Origin of the sequence: Streptomyces sp. NPDC051976 (genome assembly GCF_040680795.1) — a bacterium.
Classification (GTDB): domain Bacteria; phylum Actinomycetota; class Actinomycetes; order Streptomycetales; family Streptomycetaceae; genus Actinacidiphila.
On record NZ_JBFAXL010000007.1, the window covers coordinates 129918 to 156915 of the forward strand.

General features: G+C 69.0%; 19 protein-coding genes. 7 read left to right on the top strand and 12 right to left on the bottom strand.

What is annotated here, in order from left to right; all coding sequences use genetic code 11:
• Positions 1-172 precede the first annotated feature (172 nt).
• The 6 genes from AB0M29_RS10645 to AB0M29_RS10670 form a co-directional block, all read right to left on the bottom strand.
• A complete protein-coding gene (locus tag AB0M29_RS10645; protein WP_365381774.1) occupies positions 173-2713 on the bottom strand; it encodes a polynucleotide kinase-phosphatase in 2541 nt (846 codons plus the stop codon).
• Positions 2710-4173: a 3' terminal RNA ribose 2'-O-methyltransferase Hen1 gene (locus tag AB0M29_RS10650; RefSeq protein ID WP_365381776.1), complete on the bottom strand. Its 1464-nt coding sequence runs from the start codon at positions 4171-4173 to the stop codon at positions 2710-2712. The genes AB0M29_RS10645 and AB0M29_RS10650 overlap by 4 nt, the downstream gene beginning before the upstream one ends.
• 46 nt (positions 4174-4219) lie before the next feature.
• Positions 4220-5134 (bottom strand): homocysteine S-methyltransferase, encoded by a 915-nt coding sequence (mmuM, locus tag AB0M29_RS10655; RefSeq protein ID WP_365381777.1) that lies wholly within the window; start codon positions 5132-5134, stop codon positions 4220-4222.
• A gap of 84 nt (positions 5135-5218) precedes the next feature.
• Entirely contained in the window at positions 5219-5626 is a 408-nt protein-coding gene (locus AB0M29_RS10660; RefSeq protein WP_365381779.1) for a DUF6099 family protein, read from the bottom strand.
• Positions 5627-5802: 176 nt separating this feature from the next.
• Entirely contained in the window at positions 5803-6147 is a 345-nt protein-coding gene (locus AB0M29_RS10665) for a nucleotide pyrophosphohydrolase (RefSeq protein ID WP_365381780.1), read from the bottom strand.
• Positions 6144-7364: an ATP-binding protein gene (locus AB0M29_RS10670; protein WP_365381782.1), complete on the bottom strand. Its 1221-nt coding sequence runs from the start codon at positions 7362-7364 to the stop codon at positions 6144-6146. The genes AB0M29_RS10665 and AB0M29_RS10670 overlap by 4 nt, the downstream gene beginning before the upstream one ends.
• Before the next feature lie 189 nt (positions 7365-7553).
• On the opposite strand from AB0M29_RS10670, the gene AB0M29_RS10675 reads away from it, so the two are divergent.
• Both AB0M29_RS10675 and AB0M29_RS10680 read left to right on the top strand, forming a co-directional pair.
• A complete protein-coding gene (locus tag AB0M29_RS10675; protein ID WP_365381783.1) occupies positions 7554-8096 on the top strand; it encodes a DUF1697 domain-containing protein in 543 nt (180 codons plus the stop codon).
• A gap of 203 nt (positions 8097-8299) precedes the next feature.
• Positions 8300-9625, top strand: a complete 1326-nt coding sequence (locus tag AB0M29_RS10680; protein WP_365381785.1) for a lactonase family protein — start codon at positions 8300-8302, stop codon at positions 9623-9625.
• Between the two features lie 299 nt (positions 9626-9924).
• Here AB0M29_RS10680 and AB0M29_RS10685 read toward each other — a convergent pair whose 3' ends face one another.
• The 3 genes from AB0M29_RS10685 to AB0M29_RS10695 all read right to left on the bottom strand — a co-directional run bounded on the left by AB0M29_RS10685 (position 9925) and on the right by AB0M29_RS10695 (position 12647).
• On the bottom strand, positions 9925-11379 hold the full coding sequence (locus tag AB0M29_RS10685; RefSeq protein WP_365381788.1) for a hypothetical protein: 1455 nt from the start codon (positions 11377-11379) through the stop codon (positions 9925-9927).
• Positions 11376-11978 carry a hypothetical protein gene (locus AB0M29_RS10690; protein ID WP_365381790.1) on the bottom strand — a complete coding sequence of 201 codons (603 nt, stop codon included), beginning with the start codon at positions 11976-11978 and terminating at the stop codon, positions 11376-11378. The genes AB0M29_RS10685 and AB0M29_RS10690 overlap by 4 nt, the downstream gene beginning before the upstream one ends.
• A 216-nt stretch (positions 11979-12194) precedes the next feature.
• The gene (locus AB0M29_RS10695; RefSeq protein ID WP_365381792.1) at positions 12195-12647 is read right to left on the bottom strand and encodes a hypothetical protein; all 453 of its coding nucleotides are present in this window, start codon (positions 12645-12647) and stop codon (positions 12195-12197) included.
• Between the two features lie 78 nt (positions 12648-12725).
• On the opposite strand from AB0M29_RS10695, the gene AB0M29_RS10700 reads away from it, so the two are divergent.
• The 4 genes from AB0M29_RS10700 to AB0M29_RS10715 all read left to right on the top strand — a co-directional run bounded on the left by AB0M29_RS10700 (position 12726) and on the right by AB0M29_RS10715 (position 17648).
• Complete coding sequence (locus AB0M29_RS10700) at positions 12726-13847, top strand: DUF4062 domain-containing protein (protein ID WP_365381794.1); 1122 nt, start codon at positions 12726-12728, stop codon at positions 13845-13847.
• A gap of 389 nt (positions 13848-14236) precedes the next feature.
• Entirely contained in the window at positions 14237-15544 is a 1308-nt protein-coding gene (locus tag AB0M29_RS10705) for an N-6 DNA methylase (RefSeq protein WP_365381796.1), read from the top strand.
• A 464-nt stretch (positions 15545-16008) separates the two neighbouring features.
• A complete protein-coding gene (locus AB0M29_RS10710) occupies positions 16009-16710 on the top strand; it encodes a hypothetical protein (RefSeq protein WP_365381798.1) in 702 nt (233 codons plus the stop codon).
• Positions 16707-17648, top strand: coding sequence for a hypothetical protein (locus AB0M29_RS10715; RefSeq protein ID WP_365381800.1), 942 nt, complete (start codon positions 16707-16709; stop codon positions 17646-17648). The genes AB0M29_RS10710 and AB0M29_RS10715 overlap by 4 nt, the downstream gene beginning before the upstream one ends.
• 259 nt (positions 17649-17907) lie before the next feature.
• Here AB0M29_RS10715 and AB0M29_RS10720 read toward each other — a convergent pair whose 3' ends face one another.
• Complete coding sequence (locus tag AB0M29_RS10720; protein ID WP_365381802.1) at positions 17908-22233, bottom strand: hypothetical protein; 4326 nt, start codon at positions 22231-22233, stop codon at positions 17908-17910.
• Between the two features lie 639 nt (positions 22234-22872).
• Between AB0M29_RS10720 and AB0M29_RS10725 the strand changes: the two genes are divergently transcribed.
• On the top strand, positions 22873-24297 hold the full coding sequence (locus AB0M29_RS10725) for a hypothetical protein (protein WP_365381803.1): 1425 nt from the start codon (positions 22873-22875) through the stop codon (positions 24295-24297).
• 1070 nt (positions 24298-25367) lie between these two features.
• Here the strand turns inward: AB0M29_RS10725 and AB0M29_RS10730 are convergent.
• Complete coding sequence (locus AB0M29_RS10730) at positions 25368-25595, bottom strand: hypothetical protein (RefSeq protein ID WP_365381805.1); 228 nt, start codon at positions 25593-25595, stop codon at positions 25368-25370.
• A gap of 302 nt (positions 25596-25897) precedes the next feature.
• Positions 25898-26986: a site-specific integrase gene (locus AB0M29_RS10735; protein WP_365381806.1), complete on the bottom strand. Its 1089-nt coding sequence runs from the start codon at positions 26984-26986 to the stop codon at positions 25898-25900.
• Positions 26987-26998 lie beyond the last annotated feature (12 nt).

The following is a 26998-nucleotide window of genomic DNA, read 5'->3' on the forward strand; positions in this document are numbered from 1 at the left end:
TTCGGGGCACTCCGGTGTAACCGGCGACGCAGCGCGAGCGCACCTTCCCCGCGCCCCTGACGGGGCACGTACGGTGCCTGGTCCACCGCGAGCGCAGCGCGCTTCCCCGCGCCCCTAAAGACGAGGCACCGTCCTCCGCCAGCGCAGCGCGCTTCCCCGCGCCCCTCGGGCACTACAGGCGGGGGTCGACTGGTTCGGATTCGAGGGCGAGGACGGCGAAGACGGCCTCGTGGACGCGCCAGAGGGGTTCGCCCGCCGCGAGGCGGTCGAGGGCCTCCAGGCCCAAGGCGTACTCGCGCAGGGCGAGTGAACGCTTGTGCCCGAGGGCGCGGGAGCGCAGCCGTTCGAGGTGCTCGGGGCGGGTGTACTCGGGACCGTAGATGATCCGCAGGTACTCCCGGCCCCGGCACTTGATGCCGGGCTGCACCAGACGGCCGCTCTCGTTCCGGACCAGCGCGGCCAGCGGTTTGACGACCATGCCCTCGCCGCCCGCCTCCGTCATCTCCAGCCACCAGCGCACGCCTTCGGCGACCGACTCCTCGTCGCCGGTGTCGACCATCAGCCGCCGGGTGGTCAGCAGCAGGCCCGAGGGGTCGGCCGCCACCATCCGGTCGATCAGCGCGAGCTGCTCGTCGTGCGGCACCCCGGCCAGACTGCGGTCCCGCACGGCGAGCAGCTGGAACGGCGCCAGCCGTACGCCGTCGAGCCCGTCGGTGGTCCAGCAGTACCGCCGGTAGGCGTCGGTGAACGCCGCCGCGTCCGCGGCCCGTTCGCGCTGCCTGGCCAGCAGCGCGGCCACCTCGGCGCCGCGCCCCTTCGCCGCCTCCAGGGCGGCGAGCGCCGGTGGGAAGACCGCGCCGCCCGCCGCGCCCACGGCCGCGTACTGCTTGCGCAGCAGACCGGTGGACTTCAGCGACCAGGGCAGCAGCTCGGCGTCGAGCAGCAGCCAGTCGGTGGCCAGTTCGTCCCACAGCCCGGCGGCGGTGACGGCCTCGCGCAGCCGCGCCAGCACCTGCTCGGTGACGGCCGGGTCGTCGAAGAACGGCCGCCCGGTACGGGTGTGCAGCGCGCCGGTCACTCCTTCCGTCCCGAACCGCTCACGGGCGGCGGCCTCGTCACGGCAGACCAGGGCGACCGCGCGGGAGCCCATGTGCTTCTCCTCGCAGACGACCTGCCGGACGCCGTCCTCGCGGTAGGCGGCGAACGCCTCGGCCGGGTGCTCAAGCCAGCCCTCCTCACGCGAGGTGGCGCACGGCGACATCGTCGGCGGCAGATAGGCGAGCAGCCGCGGGTCCACGGCGAAGCGGCTCATGACCTCCAGCGCCGCCGCCGCGTTCTCCTCGCGCACCGCGAGCCGTCCCATCTGGGAGGTCTCCACGATCCGGCGGCCGGTGACGTCGGCGAGGTCGAGCGGCCGCCCGTCCTGGCCCCCCGGCGCCTCGGTGGCCAGCGGCTTCGCGGGCTCGTACCAGACCCGCTCGGCGGGCACGTCCACGATCTCCCGCTCCGGCCAGCGCAGCGCCGTCATCCGCCCGCCGAACACCGCGCCGGTGTCCAGGCAGATGGTGTTGTTGATCCACGACGTCCTGGGCACCGGGGTGTGGCCGTAGACCACGGCGGCGGACCCGCGGTAGTCCTCGGCCCACGGGTAGCGCACGGGCAGGCCGAACTCGTCGGTCTCACCAGTGGTGTCGCCGTACAGCGCGTGCGAGCGCACCCGCCCCGAGGTGCGGCCGTGGTACTTCTCCGGCAGGCCCGCGTGGCAGACCACCAGCCGGCCGCCGTCCAGGACGTAGTGGCTGACCAGGCCGTCGATGAACTCCCGCACCCGCTCCCGGAACTCGGGGTCGTTCGCGTCCTCCCGCTCCAGCTGCTCGATGGTCTCGGCCAGCCCGTGGCTGTGCTGGACCTGCTTGCCCTTCAGATAACGGCCGAGCTTGTTCTCGTGGTTGCCGGGCACGCACAGCGCGGTGCCCGCGGCGACCATGCCCATGACGCGGCGCAGCACCCCGGGACTGTCGGGGCCGCGGTCGACGAGGTCGCCGACGAACACCGCGGTACGGCCCTCGGGGTGCGCGCCGTCGCGGTAGCCGAGCCGGGACAGCAGGGTGTCCAGCTCCGCGCTGCAACCGTGCACGTCGCCGATGATGTCGAAGGGACCGGTGAGGTGCCGCAGGTCGTTGTAGCGGCGCTCGGTGACGATCTCGGCCGCGTCGACCTCCTCGGTGCCGCGCAGGACGTGCACCTTGCGGAAGCCCTCGCGTTCGAGCCCGCGCAGCGAGCGGCGCAGTTCGCGCTGGTGGCGCTGGATGACGTGGCGGGGCAGCGCGGCGCGGTCCGGGCGCTCCGCGTTGCGCGCCGCGCACACCGACTCCGGGACGTCCAGCACGATGGCGATCGGCAGCACGTCGTACTCCCGCGCCAGCTTCACCAGGTGCCGCCGGCTCTCCGGCTGCACATTGGTGGCGTCGACGACGGTACGGCGGCCGGCCGCCAGCCGCTTGCCCGCGATGTAGTGCAGGACGTCGAAGGCGTCCTTGGAGGCGCTCTGGTCGTTCTCGTCGTCGCTGACCAGGCCGCGGCAGAAGTCGGAGGAGAGCACCTCGGTGGGCGCGAAGTGCCGGGCGGCGAAGGTGGACTTGCCGGAACCGGTGGCGCCGACGAGGACCACCAGGGACAGGTCGGTGACGGCCAGGGTGCGTGTCGCGGTCATGCTGCCGCCTCCTTCGTTGTCAGGGTGAAGACCGCCATCTGGGTGGGCGGCCCCACCTCGGGGTCGTCCGGTCCTACGGGGACGTACGCGACGTCGTAGCCGTGCCGCGCCGCGACCGCCGCCGCCCATGTCCCGAACTCCGCCCGGTTCCACTCGAACCGGTGGTCGGCGTGCCGGACATGGCCCGCGGGCAGCGACTCCCAGCGCACGTTGTACTCGGCGTTCGGCGTCGTCACGACCACCGTGCGCGGCCGGGCGGAGCCGAACACGGCGTATTCCAGGGCGGGCAGCCGCGGCAGGTCGAGATGCTCGACGACCTCGCTGAGCACCGCCGCGTCATAGCCCTTGAGCCGGGTGTCGGTGTAGGCGAGCGAGCCCTGCAGCAGTGCCACCCGGGACGACTGCCGCTCGCCCATCCGGTCGAGCCGCAGCCTGCGCGCGGCCATGTCCAGCGCCCGCACCGACACGTCGACACCGACGATCTCGGTGAACCGCGGGTCCTTGAGCAGCGCCGCCACCAACTGGCCCTGCCCGCACCCGAGGTCGAGCACCCTGGCCGCGCCCGCCGCGTGCAGGGCGGCGAGGATCGCCTCGCGGCGCTGCTCGGCCAGCGGCGTCGGCCGCTCCTCGGCCTCGTCGGGGCCGCCGCACTCCTCGACCGCGTTGTCGATCTCCTCCACCTCGATGTCGTCGGCGTCGGCCAGCCGGGCCAGCTCCAGCCGCTCCATCGCCTGCCGGGTGAGTGCCCAGCGGCGGGAGAGGTAGCGGCTGGTGATCAGCTTCTGCTCGGGGTGGTCGGCCAGCCATCCCTCACCGAACCGCAGCAGCTTGTCGACCTCGTCGGCCGACACCCAGTAGTGCTTGGAGTCGTCCAGCACCGGCAGCAGCACATACAGCTGGCGCAGCGCGTCCGACAGCCGCAGCTCACCGTCGAGCGTGAGCCGTACGTACCGCGAGTCCCCCCACTCGGGGAAGAGCGGGTCCAGCGCGACCGGTTCGGTCTCCACCCGCCAGCCCAGCGGCTCGAACAGCCGGGTGACCAGCGCCGCGCCGCCCCGGGCGGGCAGCACCGGCACCTCGACACGCAGCGGCAGCGGCGCCGCCGCCCGCTCGGGCAGGTTGCGGCACTCCCCGCGCAGCGCGCTGGAGAAGACGGTCCGCATCGCGACCGCGAGCAGCGAGGACGCGGCGTACGGCCGGTCGTTCACATACTGCGCGAGCGCGGCGTCGGGCGCGCCGCCCCGGCCCTTCGTCCTGCCGCGCCGCACCAGCGCGGGCGGGTCGACCTCCAGCAGCAGCGCGGCCGTGGTCCGCTCCGCGGTCGCCTCGGGGTAGAAGACGTGCGCGTCGCCGTAGGAGGTGGAGAAGGTCTGCGCCCTGTCCGGGTGCTTGTGCAGCAGGAACCCCAGGTCCGTCGCGGGACCCGCAGGGCTGGCGGTGGTGGAGATCGTCAGGAACACCCGCCCGATTATCCCCAGCCATGCCAGGGCCGACCACGCAATTTGGTCACCCCCGGCCGTGCAGCACCGCCGCGAGCTCGGCGATCGCACCGGGGCCCACCCGGCAGCAGCCACCGATCAGCCGCGCCCCGGCCGCCTGCCATCCGGTCACCCGCGCCGGGTCGAAGGCCGAACCGCCGTACCAGCGGCGCTCCTCGGCGTCCCACCGCTCGCCGCTGTTGGGGTAGACGACCACCGGCTTGCCGGTGACCGCGGCCGCGATCTCCACCGCCCGGTCGACGTCGGCGGGCGCGCAGCAGTTGACCCCGACGGCGATCACGTCGTCCCGGCCCGCGGCCGGCGCGAACGCCTCGGCCAGCGGCTGTCCCGCCCGGGTCCGCACGCCGTCCACGGTGTAGGACAGCCAGACCGGCACCCCGCAGCCCTCGACCGCCCGCAGCATCGCCTCCGCCTCGTCGCTGTCCGGCACGGTCTCCAGCGCCAGCATGTCCGGTCCCGCCGCGGCCAGCGTCTCGATCCGGGGCCGGTGGAAGCGCTCCAGCTCCCGCACGCTCCTGCCGTACCGCCCCCGGTACTCGCTGCCGTCCGCGAGCATCGCCCCGTACGGTCCGACCGAGGCCGCCACCCGCACCCCCGGCCGCCCCGCCGCCGCACGCCGGGCCAGCTCCACGCTGCGCCGCAGCAGCCCGGACGCCTCGGCCCGCCCGACGCCCCGGCGCGCGAACCCCTCGTACGTGGCCTGGTAACTGGCGGTGATCAGCACCTGGGCCCCCGCCCGTACATAGGCGGCGTGCGCGGCCTCGATCTGCGCGGGCGCGTCGGCGAGCAGCCGGGCCGACCAGAGCGGGTCGGACAGGTCGCAGCCCTGCTCCGCGAGCTGGTTGGACAGCCCACCGTCCAGCACCAGCGTCACGCCGTCGCCCAGCCCCGCTGCCGCGCTGTCGTCCACACCGTCGTCCACCCCTCCATCCTGCCTCGGGCCGGCCGACTGTCCCCTCCTATGTCTCCTCCCAGGAGCCCTCTGGCGCTGCCCGTCTCCCCCTCCTCACCCCGTCTCCGCGCCCGACAGCGCGCGGAGGCGGTCCTTGGACTCGTCGACGGCGTCCAGCGCCTCGATGCAGTGCCAGTACGCGGCCTCGTCCGCTGCCGTGCAGGTCAGGGCCACCAGGGCAAGGCCGATCTCGCCGAGGAGGGTGCGCAGCCGCCGTAGCGTGCCGTCGGGGTCGCGCACCCCGGTCAGCCGCTCGGCGCGCGGCGGGTCGCCGCCGGACGCCGTGACCACCGGCCTCGGCCCGGCTCTGGCCACCGGCCCGTCATCGCGGTCGGCGGTCAGCAACCGCCCGACGGCCTCGGTCAGTTCGTACGCCTGCCACGCCTCCGCGATGACGGCCTCGGGCCGCGGCGTCCCGCTCATCGCCCGCTCGGCCTGCTCCACCAGTCGTGCCGCGTCCATCCCGCACCCCCGCGTCCCGCCGCGCCCGACCGCGGCCTTTCGTCACTGCGCCCTGTGTTCTGCGTCCTGCGTCCCGCGATGATCCCTTCACCGTCACTCAGCGTGACAGAGATCGGCGGGCGGCGGGCAGGCGCGGGGAAGATCTGTGGACAACTACCGGGCTGTGGACAACTCGCTCACCCGGACGAGGAATCGGGACGGGGGAAGCGCTCCTCGTTGCGGTCGATCTTGGCCGCCAGCGCCTCCAGCAGGTCGATGCCGAGCACGTCGCAGAACTGGAGCAGATACGCCAGCACATCGGCCACCTCGTCCCGCACGCGGTGCGCGGTGCCGTCGTCCGCCATCACGTCCGCCGCCTGCTCGGGGGTCAGCCACTGGAAGATCTCCAGCAGTTCGGCGGCCTCGACGCTCAGTGCCGCGGCGAGGTTCTTGGGCGTGTGGAAGGGCTGCCAGTCGCGGGCCGCCGCGAAGGCGGCGAGGCGGGCCTGAAGCGCCGCCAGATCCGGGTGGTCGGTCGTCACCCCGACTGGTCTACCGCATCCTCGTGGAGCCGCGACTGCGGCCCCCCGAGCGCGGTCACCGAGACACCGCCGACGCCCTCGGCGAAACCGGCGTCCTGGACGGTGCCGAGCAACCGGATGTGCCCGCGCGCGGCGGCCACCCCGGCCAGCCGCAGCAGTTCACCGAGCTGGCGGCGGTCCAGGCCGTGGTCGAGGCCGTCACCGAGCACGGTCAGCACCTGGCTGGCGGGCAGCAGTTCCGTACTGGTGTCGACGTCCAGCACGCCGGGGCCGGTGAGCAGCACCAACGCCAGGGCGAGGAAGCGGAGTTCGCCGTCGCCGAGGCGGTCGACGGGCACCATGCCGAGCGGTCCGCGGTCCACGGCCGCGATCACCCTGTCCGCGACGGCGGCGTCCGCACCGCCCTCTCCCCCGCCGCCGCGGGGGGCGGGCAGCGCGGTGAGCCCCTCCACCGGCGGACTGCACACCGCGCGCACCGCGTTGACCAGCGCGGCGTGCCGGGTGACGCACTCGCCCTCGGTCCTGGCCAGGACGGCGGACAGGTTGTCGCAGGCGGCGCGCAGCCGCCCGTCCCCGGTGGCCACCGGGCCGCGCATCAACTCCGGCCGGGGCGCGATCGGGAACACCCCGCGCAACGCCACCACCATCTGCTCGGCCGCGGCGAGCACCAGCCGCTGCCCGTCGGTACGCCCCGCGACGCGCAGCGGCAGCAGCGCGGTGGCCAGCCGGTCGTCCGGCAGCGGCGCCCGGGTGACGGAGACCAGCCCCGCGGTGTGCCAGGCGGCCTGGACGGTGGGGCGTCCGGGATCGCGCAGCGCGGTGGTCAGCAGGGTCTCGCCGGCCCCGGTCAGCCGCTCGCCGACGATCCTCAGGGTGGGCTCCGCCTGGATCGCCACGTCGAGCCGGACCGGGCCGACCGGGCCGGTCACGGTGCAGCCGATCCGGAAGCCGCGCCGCCCCTGGGGGTCCGGCTGCGCGCCCTGCGGTACGCATGCCGCCGCGCCGCCGCGCACCACCGAGGAGAAGACCTCGTCAAGACCGTCGCCGCAGGCCAGCCTGCCGAGTGCGGCCAGCGCCTCCAGCACGCTCGACTTGCCCGTGCCGCTGCCCCCGGCGAGCAGGGTGAGCGGACCGAGCCCGAAGGACGCACCCCGGTGCGATTTGAAGGCGGACAGCCGCAGTTCGGTGACGACGGGCCGGTCGTGGATGGTGGTCATGGGCGCGAACGTAGCCACCGCGCCGGATGCCGAACCGTTCCAGCGACCGTCTCGTCCCCCGAACGAGGGACATCACGCATGATTCGCGCGATCGTGGTTTTCCCCACCGGGTGACGGCGGGGAAGGGTGCCGTCCCGACGCGTCGACGCGATGACCGCCGACACCACGGCAGGCGCTAGCGTGGCGAGGGTGACGACGACCTATGTGGCGCTGCTGCGCGGAATCAATGTCGGGGGCAAGAACAAGCTGCCCATGCAGACCCTGCGCGACCTGCTGTCGGGGCTGGGCGGCACCGAGGTGCGCACGCATCTGCAGAGCGGCAACGCCGTTTTCGCGCACAAGGACACGGATTCCGACCGGCTGGCCGCCGACCTGGAGCGGCGGATCACCGAGGAGCTGGGCCTGACCATCAAGTGCCTGGTGCGCACCGCGGCGGATCTGCGGCGCGTGGTGGAGGCGAACCCGTTCGACATGACAGGGGTCGACGGATCGCGCTTCCTGGTGACGTTCCTGTCAGGACCGGCGCCCGCGGACAAGCTGGCGGCGCTCGACCCGGCGCTGTACGCGCCCGACGAGGTCCGGGCGGGCGAGCGGGAGATCTACGGCCACTTCCCCGAGAGCATCAGGGACTCGAAACTCGCCGCCTTCCTCACCGACCGGCGCCTCGGCATGACCGCCACCGCCCGCAACTGGAACACCGTCACCAAACTCCTGGAGATGAGCGGAGCCTGAGGGCCCCTCCCTCCGCCGGACTCCTCCGGAACCGGAACCTTCTTTGGTCCAGACCTATTGACGGGTGATCGAGACCCTCTTACGCTCCCGTTCCAGCGCAACCCCTGGTTTCAGAGTGACTCAGGGCACTGGAGTGCATCAGCGGCAGGCGGAAGCCGACGGGTCGGTCACGACCCCTCCGGCGGATCCGACAGGGAGACGCGATGGGCACGCAGCACCGCCGGGCCGACGACGGCGCCGAGGCCACGCACACGGACGACGCCGAGAACTCCGGGCACACCGGCGACGGCAAGCGGGTCGGCCGCCGCCTGCTGCTGGCCGCGGGCACCGGCACGGTCGCGGCGGCCCTGACCGGTGCCGCCGCCATGGCCGCGCCCGCCCGCCGCGACCGGCCCGCGACGACAGCGGCGGCCGATGCCGGCGGCGGGCAGCAGGCGCACCCGGCACCGGCAGCTGGACCGCACAAGGCGGCGTCCGCGGCCCGCCGCCCCGTCTATCTCGGCACCTATACGACGAGCGCGACGCAAGGCGTCGGGCTGGCCTCGTACGACCCGCAGAGCGGAACGCTCACCTCGACGGGCACGCTCAAGGGCGTGGCGAACCCGTCCTTCCTCGCGCTGTCCGGCGACGGGACGCACCTCTACGCCGTCAACGAGCAGTCGAAGGGCTCGGTGACCGCCGTCGCGATCGACGCCCAGGGACGGCTGAAGGTGCTGGGCAGCGCGCAGAGCACCGGTGGCGCCGGGCCGTGCCATCTGTCGGTGCACCCCGGCGGCCGCCATGTGCTGAGCGCGAACTACGACTCCGGCAGCGTCGCGGTGCACCCGATCGCCTCCGACGGCAGCCTGCGGGCGCGCAGCGACCTGGTGAAGCACAGCGGCTCGGGCCCCGACCCCGACCGGCAGGAGGGGCCGCACGCCCACATGGTGCTCAGCGACCCGCAGGGCGGCTACGTACTCGCCGTCGACCTGGGCACCGACACCGTCTACACCTACCGGCTCGACACGGCGACGGGGAAGCTGGCGGCGGTCTCGCAGGCGCGTGTCACACCGGGCGCGGGACCGCGGCACCTGGCGTTCCACCCGTCCGGCAGGTTCGCGTACCTCGCCAACGAGCTGGGCGATTCCGTGATCGTCTGCGGCTACGACCCGGCGACCGGTCGGCTCACCCCCGGCGCCCCGCAGCCCACGGTGCCCGCGGGCCCGCCCCCGTCGGAGCGCAACTACCCGGCCGAGGTGCTGGTCTCACCCGACGGCGCCTTCGTCTACGTCTCCAACCGCGGCCACAACAGCGTGGCGCGGTTCGCCGTCGGCGGCGCGGGCGCGTCCCTGACGCTGCTGGACACGGTGCCCACGGGTGGCGCCTATCCCCGGCACATCAGCCTCGACCCCTCGGGGACGCTGCTGTTCGCCGCCAACCAAAACTCCGGCACCGTGACCACCTTCCGCCGCGACCCCGCGTCGGGCGCGCTGACGGCCACCGGCGCGTCCTTCAAGGCACCGACGCCGGTCTGCGTACTGCCCAGGTGACGGCCCTGACGGCCCGCCCCCGCTACTTCGCGGGCACCAGGATCGCCACGCACTCCACATGGTGGGTCACCGGGAAGATGTCGGCCTGGAAACAGGCGTTAAAGCAGCAGGTCAGAGAGGCTTTCGAGTCCCGAATGAGGGCCAGCGGGCGCCCGGAGCGTCAAATGAGCGTCACGGCCGTAAGTCGGTTCGGCACAGACAATCTGGCATGGCTCCTCGCAGTACGGCAGCACCTCCCCCGGTACGGAGCCTCACGCGGTGGAGTCGTGTCGGTGCGCCCACTGTGGACCCGCCGCGCGTCAGTCGGCGGGGGGCTCTGTCCCCTGCATGTCGTGATCGATTCCGGCATGCAGGGTGCGGCCGCCCGACGGGATCACCTCGATGAGGCGTTCCTCCTCCGCGTGGGATAGATCCGTGAAGAGTCGAATGGAGGTGTTCACGAGCTCCAGTAGGGGGACACTGCCGCGGGGCGGTTTTACCGAGGCGGTCCGGGTGGAGAAGTTGTACCTCACCGGTACGCCACTTGGCGGCAGGGCTGCTTCGATTGTCTTGACCAGGGTTCCAGGTCCGAGAGATTCACTGAGGTGGCGGAGCCGGTCCCCATGCAAGGCGCCCACCTCTCCTGCGTACGCCACCTTTCCGCCACCCTTGACCAGTGTGATGGCCTTGAGGCTCAGCCCTAGGAGCGGCAGACGATTGCCGACCTCGTCGAGGGCCGGCAGTTCGTACGCCGCTCGTGCCGCCGACGATGGCAGGTGGTCGACCTTCTGTGCGAGCGTGAGAACGAAGCCGGGCGCGTCGAAGCTCAGGACTCCCTCACCCGTAGTCCAGTGCAGGGGGGCTGCGCCACGGCGAGCAGCGAAGGATGAGGGGGCTACGCCGCATACCCGGGCGTTCCATGTGCTCAGCGCGGCGCGCATGAGGTGCTGGAGATTGTCGGTGGCGGTGATCCTGCCGTGCCGCAGCAGATCGGCCAGAGTGATCTCACGGGCGATACGGCTCCAGAAGTTCCCATCAGTGATTTCCTGGCCTTCGAGGAGGTAACCGAGCGACGACTCGTCCAGTTGCTGCGAATATTTGGGAGCGCGTTCGAGTGCGGCTACTGGTGCACCACTAGCGCGCCATAAGGTACTCAAGAAGGCCGTCAGGCGGCGCGCGATCGGTGGGGAGAGCGTGTCCGAGGCAAAGGCAAGCGCGTCCTCAGTCCCCTCACGATCACCGCGGCGGGCTGCCTGCGCGCCGGTCGTCATGGCACGGCCCAGCCGGGATACGGAGCGCTCGTCGAGGAGGCCCTGGCCGCCTTCAATGACGGTGTTCGCGATCAGACGCCTCAACGCGGCGTCGGCCGACTCGCCAGCGGTCAGCTCCGCGAAAGCCGCCAGGTCCAAGACCAGGGTGTGGTGGTCGATCGCGAGCGAATCCAGGATGCGGGCGTCGAAGGACGGACGGAGAGCGCCGAGCGCCAGAACAATGGGCCGGTCCTGGCGAGCAAGGCGCCTGATGTCGAACCCGAGCTCGTCCGCGTCCGTCGTGCTGCGCAGGTAGACGTATCGGTCGCTGAGGTCGTCGTCGTGCGGCCATCGCATGACCAGGTCCGGCATGTGGGTGTGGTTGTAGTATCCGGTGCGCCTGGTCCGGATCTGCGGATTGATCTGTCGAAGGTGCTGTTCGAGGAGTCGTTTGATTTCGGCGAAGGTGCGGTACGGGTCGTCCGCCTCGAGTGCCTCGGCGATCGACGATGCGACGGCGTTCACCACTCCCCCTTCAGGATCAGCTCGTGCGCCAGGATGGCCCGCCACTCGGTGAGGGGCAGCAAACCCTCCTGCTTCTCTGACAGGACGATGCGCCACACGCGCTCGGACACGCTCTGGACCGCGTTTGTGTCGATTCTCTTCCTGGCTTCGTCCTCGGAGACGTCACCGAAGATGCGTTGCCGGTGTTGGACGACAGCGGACTCGATCCTTTGCGGCTCGTGTAGTTGTGACCAACTGGTCACATTGAAGGGGGCCCAGGTGATCCACATGTAGTGATCGCCGAAGAGGTACTTCTCCTGGTGCGCGACGTAGCACTTGGCGAGGAACTCGACGAAGTGAGTGCCCTGGTCCGCCGGCCCCTGATAGTGCTTGACCTCCGCGCAGAACTGGTCGCCATGGTACGGGGCGCCCCGCATCGACCCGCCCAGGTCGAAGGAAAAGGTCTGTCCGCCCTCCGGCCAGGCGAGTGTCAGTTTCCTCGCCCAGGCGTCCGAGTCCGTGTTCGCGAAGGCCCCACAGATCCGCATCGTGCCCTCGAGGTAGAGCTTGGCTCTCTTCGCTCCCGAGATTCCCTTTAAGTGGGCGTCCTCTCCTACCACGGTGAGAGTATAAGCGCCGCGGAGGGGCGGCGGCTGATGGCCGTACCAGCGAGCGGTCCCCGATTCAGAGCAAGGGAGTGCTGTGGAGACAACATGGCGGTGCCGCGAAGGAGCGGAGCGGACCACAGGATCCAGGCAGGGCGACAGCTACTGCTCAGGCGGCAATAGACCGCACCAGAGCGCCGCGCGTGTGTTGTGCTCCCTCTCCCTGAGTCGTCAGGCGACAATCACACAGACGAGAAGGAGGGAGAGCCCGTACAGGGCTATAGCGAGGTGCAGCCCTACCCACAGGCGGTGAAGCCGAATGCGGTGCAGCCGGGGAAACTCGCGGTAGTGCGCCGCGCGTGCCCGGGCGAGCCCTTCATCGGACCCCAGCACGCCCCGGCCCGCCAGGTCTCGGGTCAACGCCCTTGCCTGGGTGAGGTGGTAGGAGGCCCGCTCGTAGTACTTAGCCACCGCCACAGCCCCGTAGACTCCAGTCGTCGCGACGAAGAGGCACAAAGGCATGACGTTCAGCGTGAACTTCTGCTGGACGATCAGACCGCTCAGGGCTGCCGTGACGACGAGTAGGAGGTTCGTCAATGTGGAGCGCTGGGTCTCACACTGCCGCAGTTGCTCTCGGTGCTCCTTCCAATAGGCGCGTATCGCCTCTTCCGACGTCTCGGCCATCAAACCCCCAGTTGAATGCCGGCACCAGCCACCCGGTTCGCCTCACAGCAGAACCCTCAGCAGTGGAGACACCGTAGCGTGAGGATCTTCATCAGCAGTGCCCGCAAGAGTCTGGAGGAGGAGCGTGACGCCCTTGACGGGCTGGTCCGCGCTCTCGGGCACACCCCGGTCCGGTTCGAGGACTTCTCAGCTCAGACCACGCCGAGCCGGGAAGCCTGCCTGAAAGCTCTGTCGACCGCCGACGCCTGCCTCTTCCTCCTGGGCCCGAACTACGGCCACGTGTTCCCCGAGACGGGGCAGTCAGCAACCCATGACGAGTGGGTAGCAGCCCAACAAGCAGGTATGCCCCGCCTCGTCTATCGCAAGCTGGACGTGACCTTCGAGCCCAATCAGCACGCGTTCGTACGCGTAGTGGAGGCGTACGCCACCGGAGTATTCCGCGACAGCTACCGCACGGCCGCGGATCTGCTCCCTAAGGTCGCCGGGATGATCCGGGAGCTGGAGTCGGGCCCGTCCCCCCTGGCCTTCGCCAAGCTGGCCCAGCCACCCGCCCTGCACTGGACCCTTGAGGAGGGTACAGGCGGTCTGCAGACCGCCGGCGTGACCACCCTTTTGGAGCTGCACGTCCTACCGCTGGACTCTGCTGGTTACTCAGCCAGGGAACTGGAGGCGCTCGGCCAGTCGCTGCCGGGCCGTGTGCGCGCGACCGGTATGGTCGAAGACAATGTCCCCCTCAGCTCTTCCCGGTCGCAGGGCCATATGGCCGTCTCCGTCCCTGCCAGCCGCCCCCGGTCGTGGGACACGCCCCGTCCGGGCCACCTCGTAGAGGTCCGCCTGTACAAGACGGGCCAGCTCTCCACCCGAGCCCTGCTCCCCCAGGACACTATGGGTCCGATCCTCGATCCCAACGCCCTGCCCAAGCAGATCGCCGAACTGCTCAAGTTCACCGGCTCGTTGAACATCATCAGGCAGGACCGCATCGTGGTGGCTGCTGGCGTATCGGAGCCCGCCACGACCAGCATCGATACCTTCGACCCACGTCAGTCACGGCGCACAGCCAGTCTCGCCGGCTTCAGGTCATTCGCCCTGCGTACCGAACCCGACGAGTCCGTCACCATGGCGGCCCTGCAGGCCGGAGCCGATGAAGTCGCCGACCATCTCGCGCGGTCACTGATCGCGCACCACCCCTCCTCTGCCTGAGACCGTTTCGACAGCAAGCGGGCACGGCCGAAGCCTGCTCTCGTCTGACGCTTGACAAGGTCCGAACCAGCTTAGTGATTGACGCCCTCTGCCAGCGACGGAAACGGACGGTCGACCTACTAAGCACACCACGCTGACCGGACCGTCCCGGACAAGTTCCACCGCGTGAATCATGTACCGGACGAAAGGGTGCAGGTCGAACGCCAGTGCCACCTTGTGTCTCCGGGGTCGCACGGGCCGATCGCGACCCAGCCTCGACACCGGTGCCCGAGTCGAACGTGCGAACCGGCCCTCCGTACCCGTCGCGCCTCTGTTGGCAGGGCTTGATCAGACGCGATAGCCTGCCGGGCTGCCTTGTTGCGGAAGGCGGCAGAAGGGAGGGGAGCCCCATGCCGAATCACAGGTCCGACACCGCCGAGGTTCGTGCCGCGATGCGTGCCGTCGGATACACGATTCTGCAGGTCGAGCCGCGGCTTGAAAATCTGTCGAACCTTCGGCCGGATGTACTGGCGTGGGCGTCGAATGCCGACGGGGAACTCGTGCCGTGGGCAGTTGTCGAGTACAAAAACAAGAAGCTCCGCCGGCCCGAACTCGTCCTTCCCTCCCTGGCGGGCAGCCGGGACCTGCTGGGTACGCTCGAGCACTACGCGGTGATCAATGGGCAGTGGTTCAAGGCCGACCGTGGTGTCCGTTCCTTGCAGCCGGTCGACGGCCCGGCTCCGCCCGAGCACGGCTCGCAAGGCTTGGTCACCGACCGGTCGCTGGCTACCTCCCTCTTGGTGCAACGTCTTTGGTTCGAGGCGGATCGTCTCCGCAACACCGGGGTCTCAGCCGACCGGTACTTTCCTTCCGGGGACGTCCTGACATCGTCCCGAAGTGGGAGGCCGGGTATCGAACTGCCCGACGGTGGGTTCGTGCCGGTTCGGGCAGACGTGCTCTGGCGCGCGAAACGGGACGCGTTGACCGAGTTCGCCTCTCGCGGCAGACACCGAGAATTCAGCTCACCCCGAGTCGTTGCCTCCGCCGTTTCGGCGCTGGTTGAGAAGCACCTGGCTGGCACCGTCTTGGATCCGTTCTGCGGAACCGGATCGTTCCTCTGGACGGCCTTGGACCGTGCTGCGGAGCAAGGCGTCGCGGCGGAGTTCATCGGCTACGAGCTCGACACACAGCTGGCCGAACTGGCGGCCGGGATCGGTCGGGACGCGCCGAGGCGCGTGGTGATCGAGAGGGGCGACTCCTTCCAAAGGGACTTCGCGGATGCCGACGTCGTTATCTCGGCGCCGCCTGTCGGTCTCTCCCTGGCCGACCGCCACATTCTCCTGGACGGATCGACCACGTCCGACGGCGGTGTCGCAGCGATGGACAAGTGTGTGCGGGCGCTGAAGCCCGGAGGTCGCACTGTCCTGCACATCGCTCACTCGTTCACCTTCGGGGACCGGCACGCGGCGTACAGGATGTTCCTGGCCGAGAACTTCCACGTAGCCGCTCTTATCGGTCTTCCGGCAGGAGCGATCACGGGCACCGGTGTCCGTTCCGTTCTCGTCGTCATCGACCGCACTGAGCCCGCGGAGACGCTGGTCGCCCATCTCGGTGAGGACTGGGAGACTCAACTCGGCTCGGAAGGTCCCGGGCTGAATGCCGTCTTGGAGTTCGTCGACGCAGAGGACGACCGGCCACGTAGCGCAGGACGGTCATGAGTAGCTTCTTGACAGTTGATCTGCGGGGCGAGGCCGACTGGGATCCAGGACGCCTGGTTGGTTCCACCTTCGCTTGGCCGACAGCGGCGCCGGTGGTCCCATTGCGTGAACTCGTTACCAGTGTTCGAGCTGGGAGTGTCGCGACCGCTGGTTCCCCGGTCATCACGCCTGCCGGCCTGGTGGCGCGGACCGGGGCGATTCGGCGGCGGAACACCAAGTACCAAGGCAAGGCATTCACCGTCGGAACGCGCGGCCTTCGGCGTGGTGATGTCCTGGTGCCGCCCTCGCCGTCCGGGCCAGCCGTTCTTGTCAACGACCGGCTGAACGGTGCGCTCCTCTCATCCCGGTTCACAGCCCTCCGGCCTCTCGATCCGGTGTATTCCCGGTGGATCTGGGCCGTGTTGAACTCACGGGCAGGACAGGCTCGTCGGGCGTCGCTGGCCACAGGTACCACTACGGCGTCCGTGAAGACGCCGGATCTGCTGGAGATGGGCGTGCCCCTGCCGCCCCTTGTGGAGGTCCAGCGGCTCGACAAAGTGCTGGCTTCGATCGAGGCGGGAACGCATCGCGAGGAGGAGCCGTCAGAGTCGACGTGGTGGGTCACGGCTGACCTTCGACTCCGGGACGACTGGGGGATCATGCTCGCCACTCCTCGTCCCGAGCTCCTGGAGGACGGCGAACCGCTCGGTTCCTTCGTACGGGAGATGGAGCCGTCCCGCTCAACCCGCGGCTTCGAGGTGCCGACGAAACTGCCGGGCACACTTCCGGTCGTGGACGTGAGTGTCCTTGGGGGCCATCCGACCCGGCGATGGGCCGCGTCGCAGTCCACCACCGTCACCCTCATCGCCCCGGGCGACCTCCTGATCGCCCGCGTGGGCGAGTACTCGTACGCCACCGTCGCGCAACGCCCGGCCGCCGCGGATCCGGGCATCTTCGTCCTCCGGCTGCATGACCAGTCACATGGACCTGCGCTCGCGCACTTCCTGAACGGGCGCGAGGGGCAGACCAGGAGGCGCATGTTCTTGCGGGGCGTGACAGTTCCGTCCTTGCGGAGGACGGACATCGAGAGATTCCCGATCCCGGCGGAGGCCCTCGAGTTCGAAGGAGACGCGGAGCCGGACGTGGGGTTGGCGGACCAATTGGAGCAGGTCTTGTGGACTGCATGAGCTGCACGCTTTCGCCCCTCGTCTACGCCGAGCTGTACCGGTTGCTTGCCGCGGACAAGCAGCGATACGACGACCTCGAGGAGCGGCTGAGCGAGATTGGGTACGCCCCCGCATGGCTGAGTACCGCTGCCGACGCCTACGACGAGTACTGGGCGATGCAGCTGGAACTGGCCGGTGCCGAAGGCGTCGGGAACGTCTCGGTCGGGGGTGTCGAGCATGCCCTCTTGGCTACCTGGATACTGGCCGGCCTTCGCAACACAGGCGACGACAACACTCTGAGTGCGGCTCTCAGGGCGAACGTCTATACACGTGCGGTCGGCGAGGTCCCCGATCTGAAGATGCCTCTGCCATCAGTCCTCAACCCGGTCATATACGGGTGGACTCTAGGTAAAGTCGTCAGCCTGAGTTCTACTGACGTACCAATCGACCCCGTCGCTCTGGCAAGCCTGCCTGACGACGAAAACCTCGCCGCGGCGTATCTCGGGCTCGTCAACCATGTCCTCGCGCTGGAGGGCATGGCCGAGCCGTGGCCTGAGATGATGCAGACGTCCACTTACTGGCGCGGTTACGGGATCGCAGAGGCACTGAAACCGGGAGCCGGGGATGGCGGCCGAGCGCTCCTGGAACTGCTTGCGGAATCACGGCCCTTGCTCTCACAGCCAGTCTTCTCCCAGCTCAACAACCACTTCAGCCGCTTCGGGGCGCGCCGGAACGCACTGTCACACGTCACGGACGATGCGCGTCGTCCAGAACGGTTCGTGGAAGTCATCGAGGATACGCACGGCTGGGAGCACCTGCGGGTGACCCTCCGTGGCCTCACGCAGTTCGTCTGCCAGGAGGTCTCTCGCCTGCTGTACGAGGAATTCCCACCACCGGCTCTTCGGAACGATCCGTGGAGCTACCTCGTACGGGAGATGCCTACGGAGTGGTGGGCTTAGCGGCGTGCTACGAGAGTACGGAAACTGAATGCTCACGGCGTCAGAGAGCTGGCCAGTCCGAACAGTGATGGCGGCTTTGACAGGCTGTACGCCGGGCCTGCAACCGTCGCCCGTCAACCCCTGATCAACTTCAACACCTCTGATTCAGGGGCTAGGCGCCAACATGCCAGACCGCGAGCTGTCGCCGGGCTGCACACGCGGCTCTCGGCAGATGTGATCGCCTCCGGCGCCCGGTCTCCGAGCGCCACGGCTGGCTGGCCTATCTCTCCTCCTCGAGTTGGTACACCCGGCTGTGCGCCCCTCTGATGCCCGTAACCGTCACACTGTTACTCGGACGGCAGGTCAGCTGCTGGAGCGGCTGCGGGATGATGCGTACAGAGACGAGGCCGGCTCCGGACTCCAGCCCTGAGACGATGACGAGGAAGAAGTCGTCAGTCTCCATTGCTCGCTGGAACTCCGCGGGCGTCAGCAGCACTGTGTCCGGCTCGGCGTCCTTATATGCCTTGAGTTCATAGAACCGCGACAGTGCGTCAACCGCGTCGGCGCCGAGGCCGCGTTGGGCCCGTAGGTCACGCAGCCAGTCGTCGTTGGTGGCGAGTGCCTTGCGCACCACGTCCAGACCCACCTTTTCCTGCTCCGTGCCCGTGTAGGGGCGCGGTGGCGTGTGCTGATGGGGGATCGCCGATCCGGCGCGGGGCTGGGGCAGACCGGACGTACCCGAGGTGTACCCGCTCGGCCGTGCGCTGGGCACAGCCGCAGCCGCAGCCGAGGGCTTCGGCGGCGTGATGAGGCCGCTCGGATCGACGAGCCGGAGCCTGCCGGGGTCGACGAGCCTCCGCGGTGGAGCGGCGGGGGGCACAGGCGGGGCTGACGGTCCCGCGGGCGGTGGTGTGCTGGGGGGAGGCGGCAGGATCACTGCCGTCCGTGGGGTACCGGCCACTGTGCCAGCCTGCGCTTTGGTCGCGGTACGGCGTTGATCCACCTCGTTTCCGAGTTCCCTGAGCCGTCGTTCGCGTTCGGCCTCCGCCGCTTCCCGATCGCGCCGCACCTGGTCGTCGGCAAGGCTCAGTTGTACAGCTGTACGGCCCTTCTCGGCTTGGTCACACGCTGCTCCCCAGGCAAGGGCCACCTCGCGGTGGCTGCCCGGAAACCGGGCGGCGATCGATCGGCCCGCCCCGGATGTGCGTGTCAGAGCGGCAGCGTCACGGACGTACAGCGTGCGCGTGGACCAGTCGATCCCGGCGTCCACGGGCGCGTGCACCGCCTCGCCCGTATCCGGAAGATCGAGGCAGCAGGCCAGGTGAGGGGCGACGCAAACAGTCAGGTCAGCCAGCTGGTCCCACGAGCAGTCCAGGGATTGGGCAACCCTCGCGGCGTTGCGCTGCAGGTCCTCACGGAGGTGAGTGACGGCTGACCGGACCAGCGCTGTGGCGTTCGGGTCCGGCGTCGCCGGGCCAGAGCTGTACACGGTGACGTCCCCTGCGGCGATCTCGCTTACGCGCAGGGCTCCGATCAACGGCCGGAACTGCCCCAGTTCGGCTCCCGGGCACCACACCGCACGTTCCCGACCCAGCGCCTCGGCTACCACCGGGTCTTCGACGGCGTACACGGGCCGCTTACTTCGCCAGCCCTCGCTCGTCCAAAGAGGGAGGCGTCCCAGACGCTTGGCCGTCAACGCACCGGGACGGGCACGGCCTAGAGCCGCGAGCATCTTCAGTGTCTCCAGGACGATGGACTGGGTCGTCCCATCCGGCTCGCCCCGACCCTGCTTCCGGTCTCGCTGGGCCAGCTCCTTGATCACAGCCGTGGCGTCGTCCACATTCGGCAGGCGCACTTCGAGCCGCTGCCAGAACTCCTCGCTGCGTGGAAACGTGGGAGCGAACACACGGAGTGGGCCAAAGAGCGGCGCCCCGCGCAGGCACTGGCTCGGCCGGCACCAGCCAGAGTCTGTGAGGACGAGGCCGCTCCCCTCGCCGAACGCCCGGAGGACCGAGCCCAAGGACATCTCCCCCGGGGCGGCCGTGCCACGGACGAAGGCGCGCTCGGCCAGGGCTTGGTAGAGGATCAGTGCCGCGGGCACATCCCTGTCGCCGCCCTCTTCCTCCCGTCGGCGCAGGCGCTCCAGACATTCCACGAGGTCCTCGGTCCGAGCCTCCGCAGAAATTTCCAGGGCGCGCAGCACATCACTGCGTCTGCCGACCAGTTGCTGGATCTCGGGATGGATGAATCGCTCGTTGTCCGCCCCGTACACAGCAACTGTGCCGGTGGTCCGCATGCAGAGTCGGGCCGGGGCAGACGGTGTGCCGTTACCGTCGTCCAGCCATGGGGTCTCGCGCAACTGCCAAAGCCAGAAAGCTGCAGTCCTGCCCCGGTTCTGCCATGCGTAGTAGTCGAAGACGGCGTCCACCTCATCGTGGTCAGAGAAGCGGCTCCATGCCCGCCCGAGGACGTGGAACAGCGCTGCCGCCCTGCGCCTGCGGATCTGCGGGTTCTGCTCCGACGCTATGCCAGAGGCGACGGCACGTAGGTCTGGGCTTTCGTAGTCGTCAAGCGTGAAGGTCGCTTTCGTAGCTCGCAGGGCATCCGTGCGTGCCCGAGGTCCCGACATGACATCCGCCGGCAGCCCCTTCGGGCTCTGCGTGAAGCGTTCCCGCGCCCCCGGGTGCCTGCGTAACCTGGGCGCGGTCTCCGCGCCCAGGAGCCTCAGGAACTTGCGGGCGCCCATCCCGGCGCCGCCGCGCTGCAGGACCTCGGCGTACCGAGACCGAAGCCACACCAGCCCGACCGTGCGACCGGCAGCAAAGGCGAAGCTCTCCTCGCGTTCCGAGCTGTCCAGTCGGGCGGGCAGGTACGCCCTGGCTGGAGCGACGTCGATGTCCTCGCGTTTTCCGGCCCGATCGTAACGATGTCCCTGCAACCGGATTGCGTGGCCCACGTAGCGCCCCAACGTCTCACGTTCGAGGTCCGGCACGCGTGCGAACCCGTCGCGCAGTTCGATGAGCTGGTCATCCGTCAGTCGCAGTACGTTCGGGCCGCCGTTCCCCGCCGCGCCGATGGCCGCGAGGCGCCGGATCACGGCCACCGCGTCCGCGTCGGTCAGCAGCGCCTCCCGCTTACGGAGCCACGCCCTCACTGACCGCGCCTCATGGGAGTCGGCGAGGAATGCCGGATGGATTTCCCGGGAGAATCCGAGACTGGCGCCGAGGCCCCGCGGGGCGTCGGTGAACACCGCTGGTTCCGCGGGCCGGGGCACACTGTGGCGTCCTCCTGAGCTGTCCACGAGCCAGCGGCTCGACAGCAAGGAGGAATAGATATTCGAGGCAAGTCCCACCGCGGCGAGGCGGATGTTCGCCTGCGGCGACCGGGTTTCGTCGTCGAGGAGGCGTAGCGCGTCGTAGAGGTCCACAGTTACGGGCACCGCACCGTGGTGGTCCTCCCAGTCCGCCAGCACCTCACGCCATCGGCCGTCCTCGTCCCGCGCCGCTCCGGGCAGTACGGCGGTCCGCTCTGCGACGCCAGAGACTTCCTCTTCGGTGACCACGCCAACCAGCGTCTCGTCCTCCACCGCGAGGTCGCCCAGGCCGAGCGGCCCCTGCCCCGGGACGTCCAGGACGAGACCGTGGGACACGCCCGCCCTGGCACGGTCGAGGAGTAGTCGCTCCAGCGCGGCGACCGGGTCACGGGAGTCGCGCATGTCGTCGGGGAGCGGCATGGCGCGCCAGGCCCGTGCTGGACCCCGCCGGAACTGCCACAGGGCGGCGGCTGTCCACAGGTCGCCCACCAATTCGTTCAGCGCACGGTTCCAGGGAGTGTCGTCGAGCGCCTGACGGCTGGCGATCGGGTCGAACTGGGCGCTCACGCAGAGGGCCAGCGCGGTGTCCGCAACCGGAAGTCCGGCGTAGATCCGCCCGGTGTAATCGCGTTCGAGAGGAAGAGCCACAGCGATTGTCGTGGTGGGCCCCACCGCCTTGTGGGACCGGGTGATCCCGGAGGGGCTGGGAACGGTCGTGCGGCACACCATCCACCGGGACCCGTCGCCGGCGCGCGCCTCGCCGGTCTCGACGTCGACGCTTCGCCCGCCCATCACGGCTTCGAACGGCTCGCCCACCTCTCGGTCGAGCGCCAGCCGGTGCCGGACGCCACCTTGCTCGTCCAGGTGCGTGACACTGCCGACACTGCCGAGGAAGAGCAGCGCGCTGTCCCCCCACTCGGCAAGCCACGCGTCCACCTCGTCCGCACCGAGCACAGCCGGCTCCAGAGGAACCCGCAGAACCGTCCAGGTGTCGCCCGCGAACCAGTTGGGCACTGGGAGCGGCTCGGCTACGGAGAGGTCGGGGTCCCCGACACGGAACCGGTAATGCCCGCAGTGAATCTCCAGATGCGGGGAGAGGGACTGGAGGGTCATCAGGCCGATCCCGAACCTGCCGGTGGAATCCGCTTGCTCTGCCTTGCTTGTCAACCAGGGCATCGCCAGGGCCAGAACGTCCGGCAGCCGTACGGGACTGCCGTTGTGGGCGACGAGGAGCTCCCGTTCCTTTGTCAGAATGCGTACTTCCGTGGCGTCAAGGTCCTCGGCATTCTGCACGATCTCCGAGAGTCCCTGGAGACGGTCGCTGGACAGATTGCCTGCGTGATCTCGGGTACGTCTCAGCGCGTGCCGTACTTGACCGTCCAGTCCGGCGAACCGGCTACCAAGTCGCTCGACTGCCGCCTCAGTGGCAGCTAAGCCCTCCGGCTCTGGTACGACAGCTCCTTCTGGGATGCCCTCCAGAGAGAAGAGCGCATCAGCGGATGCAATCCCCTGCTCCACCGCGGCCGTTCGATGCACCGCATCCCCCGTGCTCATCCTTGCCCCCGCACACCTCGGCGCTCCCTACGACACAGGGTAACGAGGCCAGCGCAATCAGCGCACGTCAACCCGAGACCTGTCGCCGTATGGCCCGAGCCCAAAGAACAGCCCGAACGCGCTGCTCGACGGTAGTGCGCTCGCCCGAGTTGCTCGCCTTGGCGAGCGCCCGATCGACGGTGCTCTGGGTCCGGACAGTTTCCCGCCGAAGTAGCCAGCACGCCATCGGACTCTGGACGGCTCGCTGAGAATGGCGCCGGGAGCGCACGGGGGAAGTACGGAGCACAGTGAGAACAAGGCTTGCCTTCAACTCCGTTCCTCAGCAGTGCCGGAGGTTCCGTACGCCTGGAGTGTCGACCGCATCGGTAAGGTCCGCTTGTGACCTACATAGTGACCCTCACCCCGGAACAGATGGCCGGCACCGAAGACGACTGGCTAGTCTCGGAACACTTCACCAAAGGGCTGCCCACTGGGCTCGACACGTCGGACACCGGTACGCGGTTGGTGTTCTTGGTCCGCGACAGCCCGGCGCGTTCCGCTAACTCCGGCCGAGACGCGCTCGTCGAACACGGCCGCTTCATCACCTGGATGGGGTCGGTCCAGCGCATCAACACCGTGGGTCCGGTCGACAGAAGCATCACCATCGAGCCCATGCGCAGATGTCCGGAACCGGTCCCTCTGGACGGGCCTGACGGAATTCTCGCATCCTTGCCCTCGACACACCGAGGTCACGTGGAGCGGGCTCTCTCCGGAAGCGCGGGCCACTTTGGCATGGAGACCTGGCTGGCTCTGCAGGAAGCACTCGTAAGTCGCCATCCCGAGTTGTCCCGGTACATCGACTGGTTGCTCGCCCAGCTCAACCCGCTCCACTTCAACGTCGAGGACTCAGCGGACTGTGCATGGCAGGAACAGAGAGACGCTGCCCAGACCCTCACTCGCGTGACCGATTTCCCGCACTCCGCGCTGTCGGCCTGGGGGCGCCCCTCGTCCCGTGAAGAGCCATACCTCGCGGGGCTCATTCCAGACCCGGTGGAGAACAGCCTGATCGACCACGACGTACGGGTCGGCCTGGGCGGCGAAGTGCCTCTCTTCGACGACTGGCGGCAACGCAGTGACGTTAGATGCGACATCCACGTGCTGGAGGACTCCGCAGGACGCCGTCTCGAAGTCGTCAATGTCAATGCCACTCCGGTAGAGAGCCGACTGGGCACAGACATGATCTACTACCACCACCCCACGCACAGCTTCGTCCTCGTCCAGTACAAGCGCTTGGAGCCTCGACGTAAGGAATACCGGGTGAACAAGCAACTCCTGGAACAGATGGACCGCTTGGAAAAGGTTTCACAGCTCAGTTCAAAACCCGCCCGCTCCCATGAGTGGCGCCTCTCCCCGGACGCGTGCTTCCTGAAGTTCGCACACTGGCGGAACGGAGAAGCCTCCGGCACCGAGTTGGCCCATGGCATGTACATCCCCCTCTCCTACGCCCGAGTCCTCTTGGATGACGACTGCACGCTCGGCCCCAAGGGCGGACGCATTTTCAGCTACGACCGGGCCGTCGGCTACCTAGTTGGATCGGAGTTCGCCGAGCTGGTGAAGCTCGGCAGAGTCGGAACTGTGGGGACCAGCGTCGAGCAGTTGAGGGGCTTCGGGCTGCAACGTGCCCGCGAGGGGTACAACGTGATGCTGGGATTCGAAACAAGTAACGAGACGCCCCGCGAACGGGCCGTACGCGCCCGCAGCCGCAGCGCGAAGAAGAGGCCGAAGGTGAACTCCTACTCCCCGCCCGCCTCACAGCAACAGTGAGGCGTTCACGTTCTCCAAAGCGGAGCTTCGCGCTGCCACGCACTGGATACGGCCGATTGTGTGCAACGTCGCTATCAGGCACTCCTACGCGGGACTTGAGGCGTCCTAATCGCTGCCCGCTCCACGTTGGCCGTTCCCGTCCGCATACTGTCGAGTGGAGCAGGAGCAGTGAAGTACGCAGTGTCCGCACCACAGGCCGACCTGCCCCGCGAGATCGCGGCTGCCTCCGATGCCGTGCAGATCGCACCTGTCCAGGTGCACACAGCTTGGGTGCTAGAGCAACGCGGGCTCATAGAGCGGACATGGCGTGGCAGCAGTCATGTCGCCGTGGCGACTGCGGACGGCCGGTACGACCTCAAGCACGGCAAGCGTCCCCGGCAGGTAGTGGCCGAGAAGCAACCTCAAGAACGATGGCGCCCAATCTGCGCTCGTCCCGGCCGGCGGAGCCGAGCCGATTGCCCGACTGCAATCACCCCCGGGGGAATTCACGGTCGTACCGGAACGGCACAAGCTTCGGGGAGCGGTCGCCAGCGCGGCGACTGCGTGTTCGCCCTGATCGACGATGACGCCGAGAAGGCTGCCCAGCCACCTCCAGTGCCGACCATCGATGTAGCGGAGGTTCTGGGATCGCCCCCACCCCCTTGTCCGCGCGACGCGCAAGGCTCTCGGTCGCGGACAGGGCACGACACCCGGGCAGAACGGAGATCATCCCGCTGTACGTGTCGCGTCCGCTCGCAGAGCGAGCCCTACGGATCATGGACGCCCTCCTCACTGAGGCCGAAAGCCGCGGCTATATGACGGAGACGCAGGCCGACCGCAACGCGGCGAGGCCGTGCACATGCTGGCGATCGTGATCCGGGGCCGCGCCTTTCCGCTCGTCCCTACGGAGCGGACGACCAAAGTCCCGCACGTGCCGACTCCGCAGGAGGTCCGCCAAAAGGAGCGCAATCCAGACCCGATTGCCCAAGTATGACGAGGTATTCAACGGTTGCCTCGCCCTCGGCGCGCCCACCAAGAGCCGGTACCAGCACTCGTACTCCTATGGCGACGTTGCGCGATGGACCCTGGAATCACGCCTGGGGCTCCTCATGCAGGCTCCCGAACGCCTCGCTGCGGAAGCCGAACGTCGGGACCAGGAGCAGACACTTCTCGAAGCCGAGCGGCGCCGTCGGTGGTACGCAGCCATCCCACTGGCTCGCGAGCAACAGATCGAGAGGCACCGTGCGAAGTTCCTCACCGAACAGGTCGGAGCCGGGCAACGGTCCGCCGAGATCCGCGCCTTCTGCCAGGCCGCCCACACCCGAGCCGACGGCACACCGGTTCAGGCCGAGGAGGCGGAGAGGCTGGAGTGGGCCGAGGCGTATGTGGCACAACCCGACCCGCTGCAGAGCCAGCTGAGCGCTCCGCCGAACTCTCCGGCGTCGCGGGAGATACTTCGCGAACTCGCGCAGGTGGATGCCTACGCCTTCCCGTGGCCGTTCGACGCCGACAGCCGTTGGACGCTGCCCCAGGACCAGCCGGCCGACGAGGTCCCGTCACCCCGTTCACTCCGTGCACAAACGGCTTCGCCCCGTCCGCGGAGGACGGGACGAAGGAACGTCTATGCAGCGATGGTGAGCGGAACTTCCATGCGCTCCCAGGCTCCGAGTACGGCCTTGTGCGCGTCCGGCTGCAGGTGTGCGTAGCGCTGGGTGGTCTGGAAACTCTCGTGACCGAGGAGGTGCTGGACCTCGTAGAGTGAGACCCCCTTTTGCACGAGCCACGAGGCGCAGGTGTGCCGCATGGAGTGCGGTGGGTAGTGCGGGACGGGCTGCAATTCTCCGTCGTCGCCGAAGTGGTAGGCGGCCTCGACGGCGGGCCACCAGGTCTGGCGGCGCCAGTTGCTGTCGGCGAGGAGGCGCCCGGAGCGGCCCTTGGTGATGGTGGTGAACACCACCGCGTCGCGGTTGAGCCGGTGGATGTGACGTTCGAGGGCCTCCAGGACGTGGGGCGGTAGCGGGACTTCGCGTCGGCTCTTGGAACTCTTGGGGTACTCCTTGATGCCGCTCTTGGTATTGACCTCCACCACGAACAGGCGGGAGCGGCGCGTGTCGATGCGGTGGCGGTGCAGACCGGAGAGCTCTCCCCAGCGCAGTCCGGTGTAGAAGCCGACCAGGCACATCGTCCGCCAGGAGGGGGCGAGTCCGTCGATGATGCTTTGCGCCTGGTCGGGTATGAACCACTGCGGCGGTTTGACCGCTATGGGCGGCAGATCGATGCTGCGGCACGGGCTCACTGCGATCACATCGTCGTCGACAGCCGCACGCATGATGGACGACATCAGGTTGTAGGCCCGCTTGATCGCGGCAGGGCCTGCACCCTTCTCGACCAGGGAGCGGATCCAGCTCTGGACGTCCATGCGGGTAATGGCCCGCATTTCCCAGTCCGACCAGTTGGGCATGACGTGGTTCTTGATGCTGGACGCATCGCCCCGCAGGGTATGGGGTTCTACGATGCGGGCGTTCCACCATCGGTCATGCCACTCCTGAAACGCGATTTCGCCGACCCGCGGGTCGCGCATGACTCCGCGGGCGAACTGGGTCTCCAGCTCGATGCCCCAGGCCCGCGCTTGGGCCTTGAGGGGGAAGGACTCGCTGAACCGGTCTCCGACCCGGTTGCGCACGGTCGCCTGCCACTTGCCGGACTTCAATTTGCGCAGGTA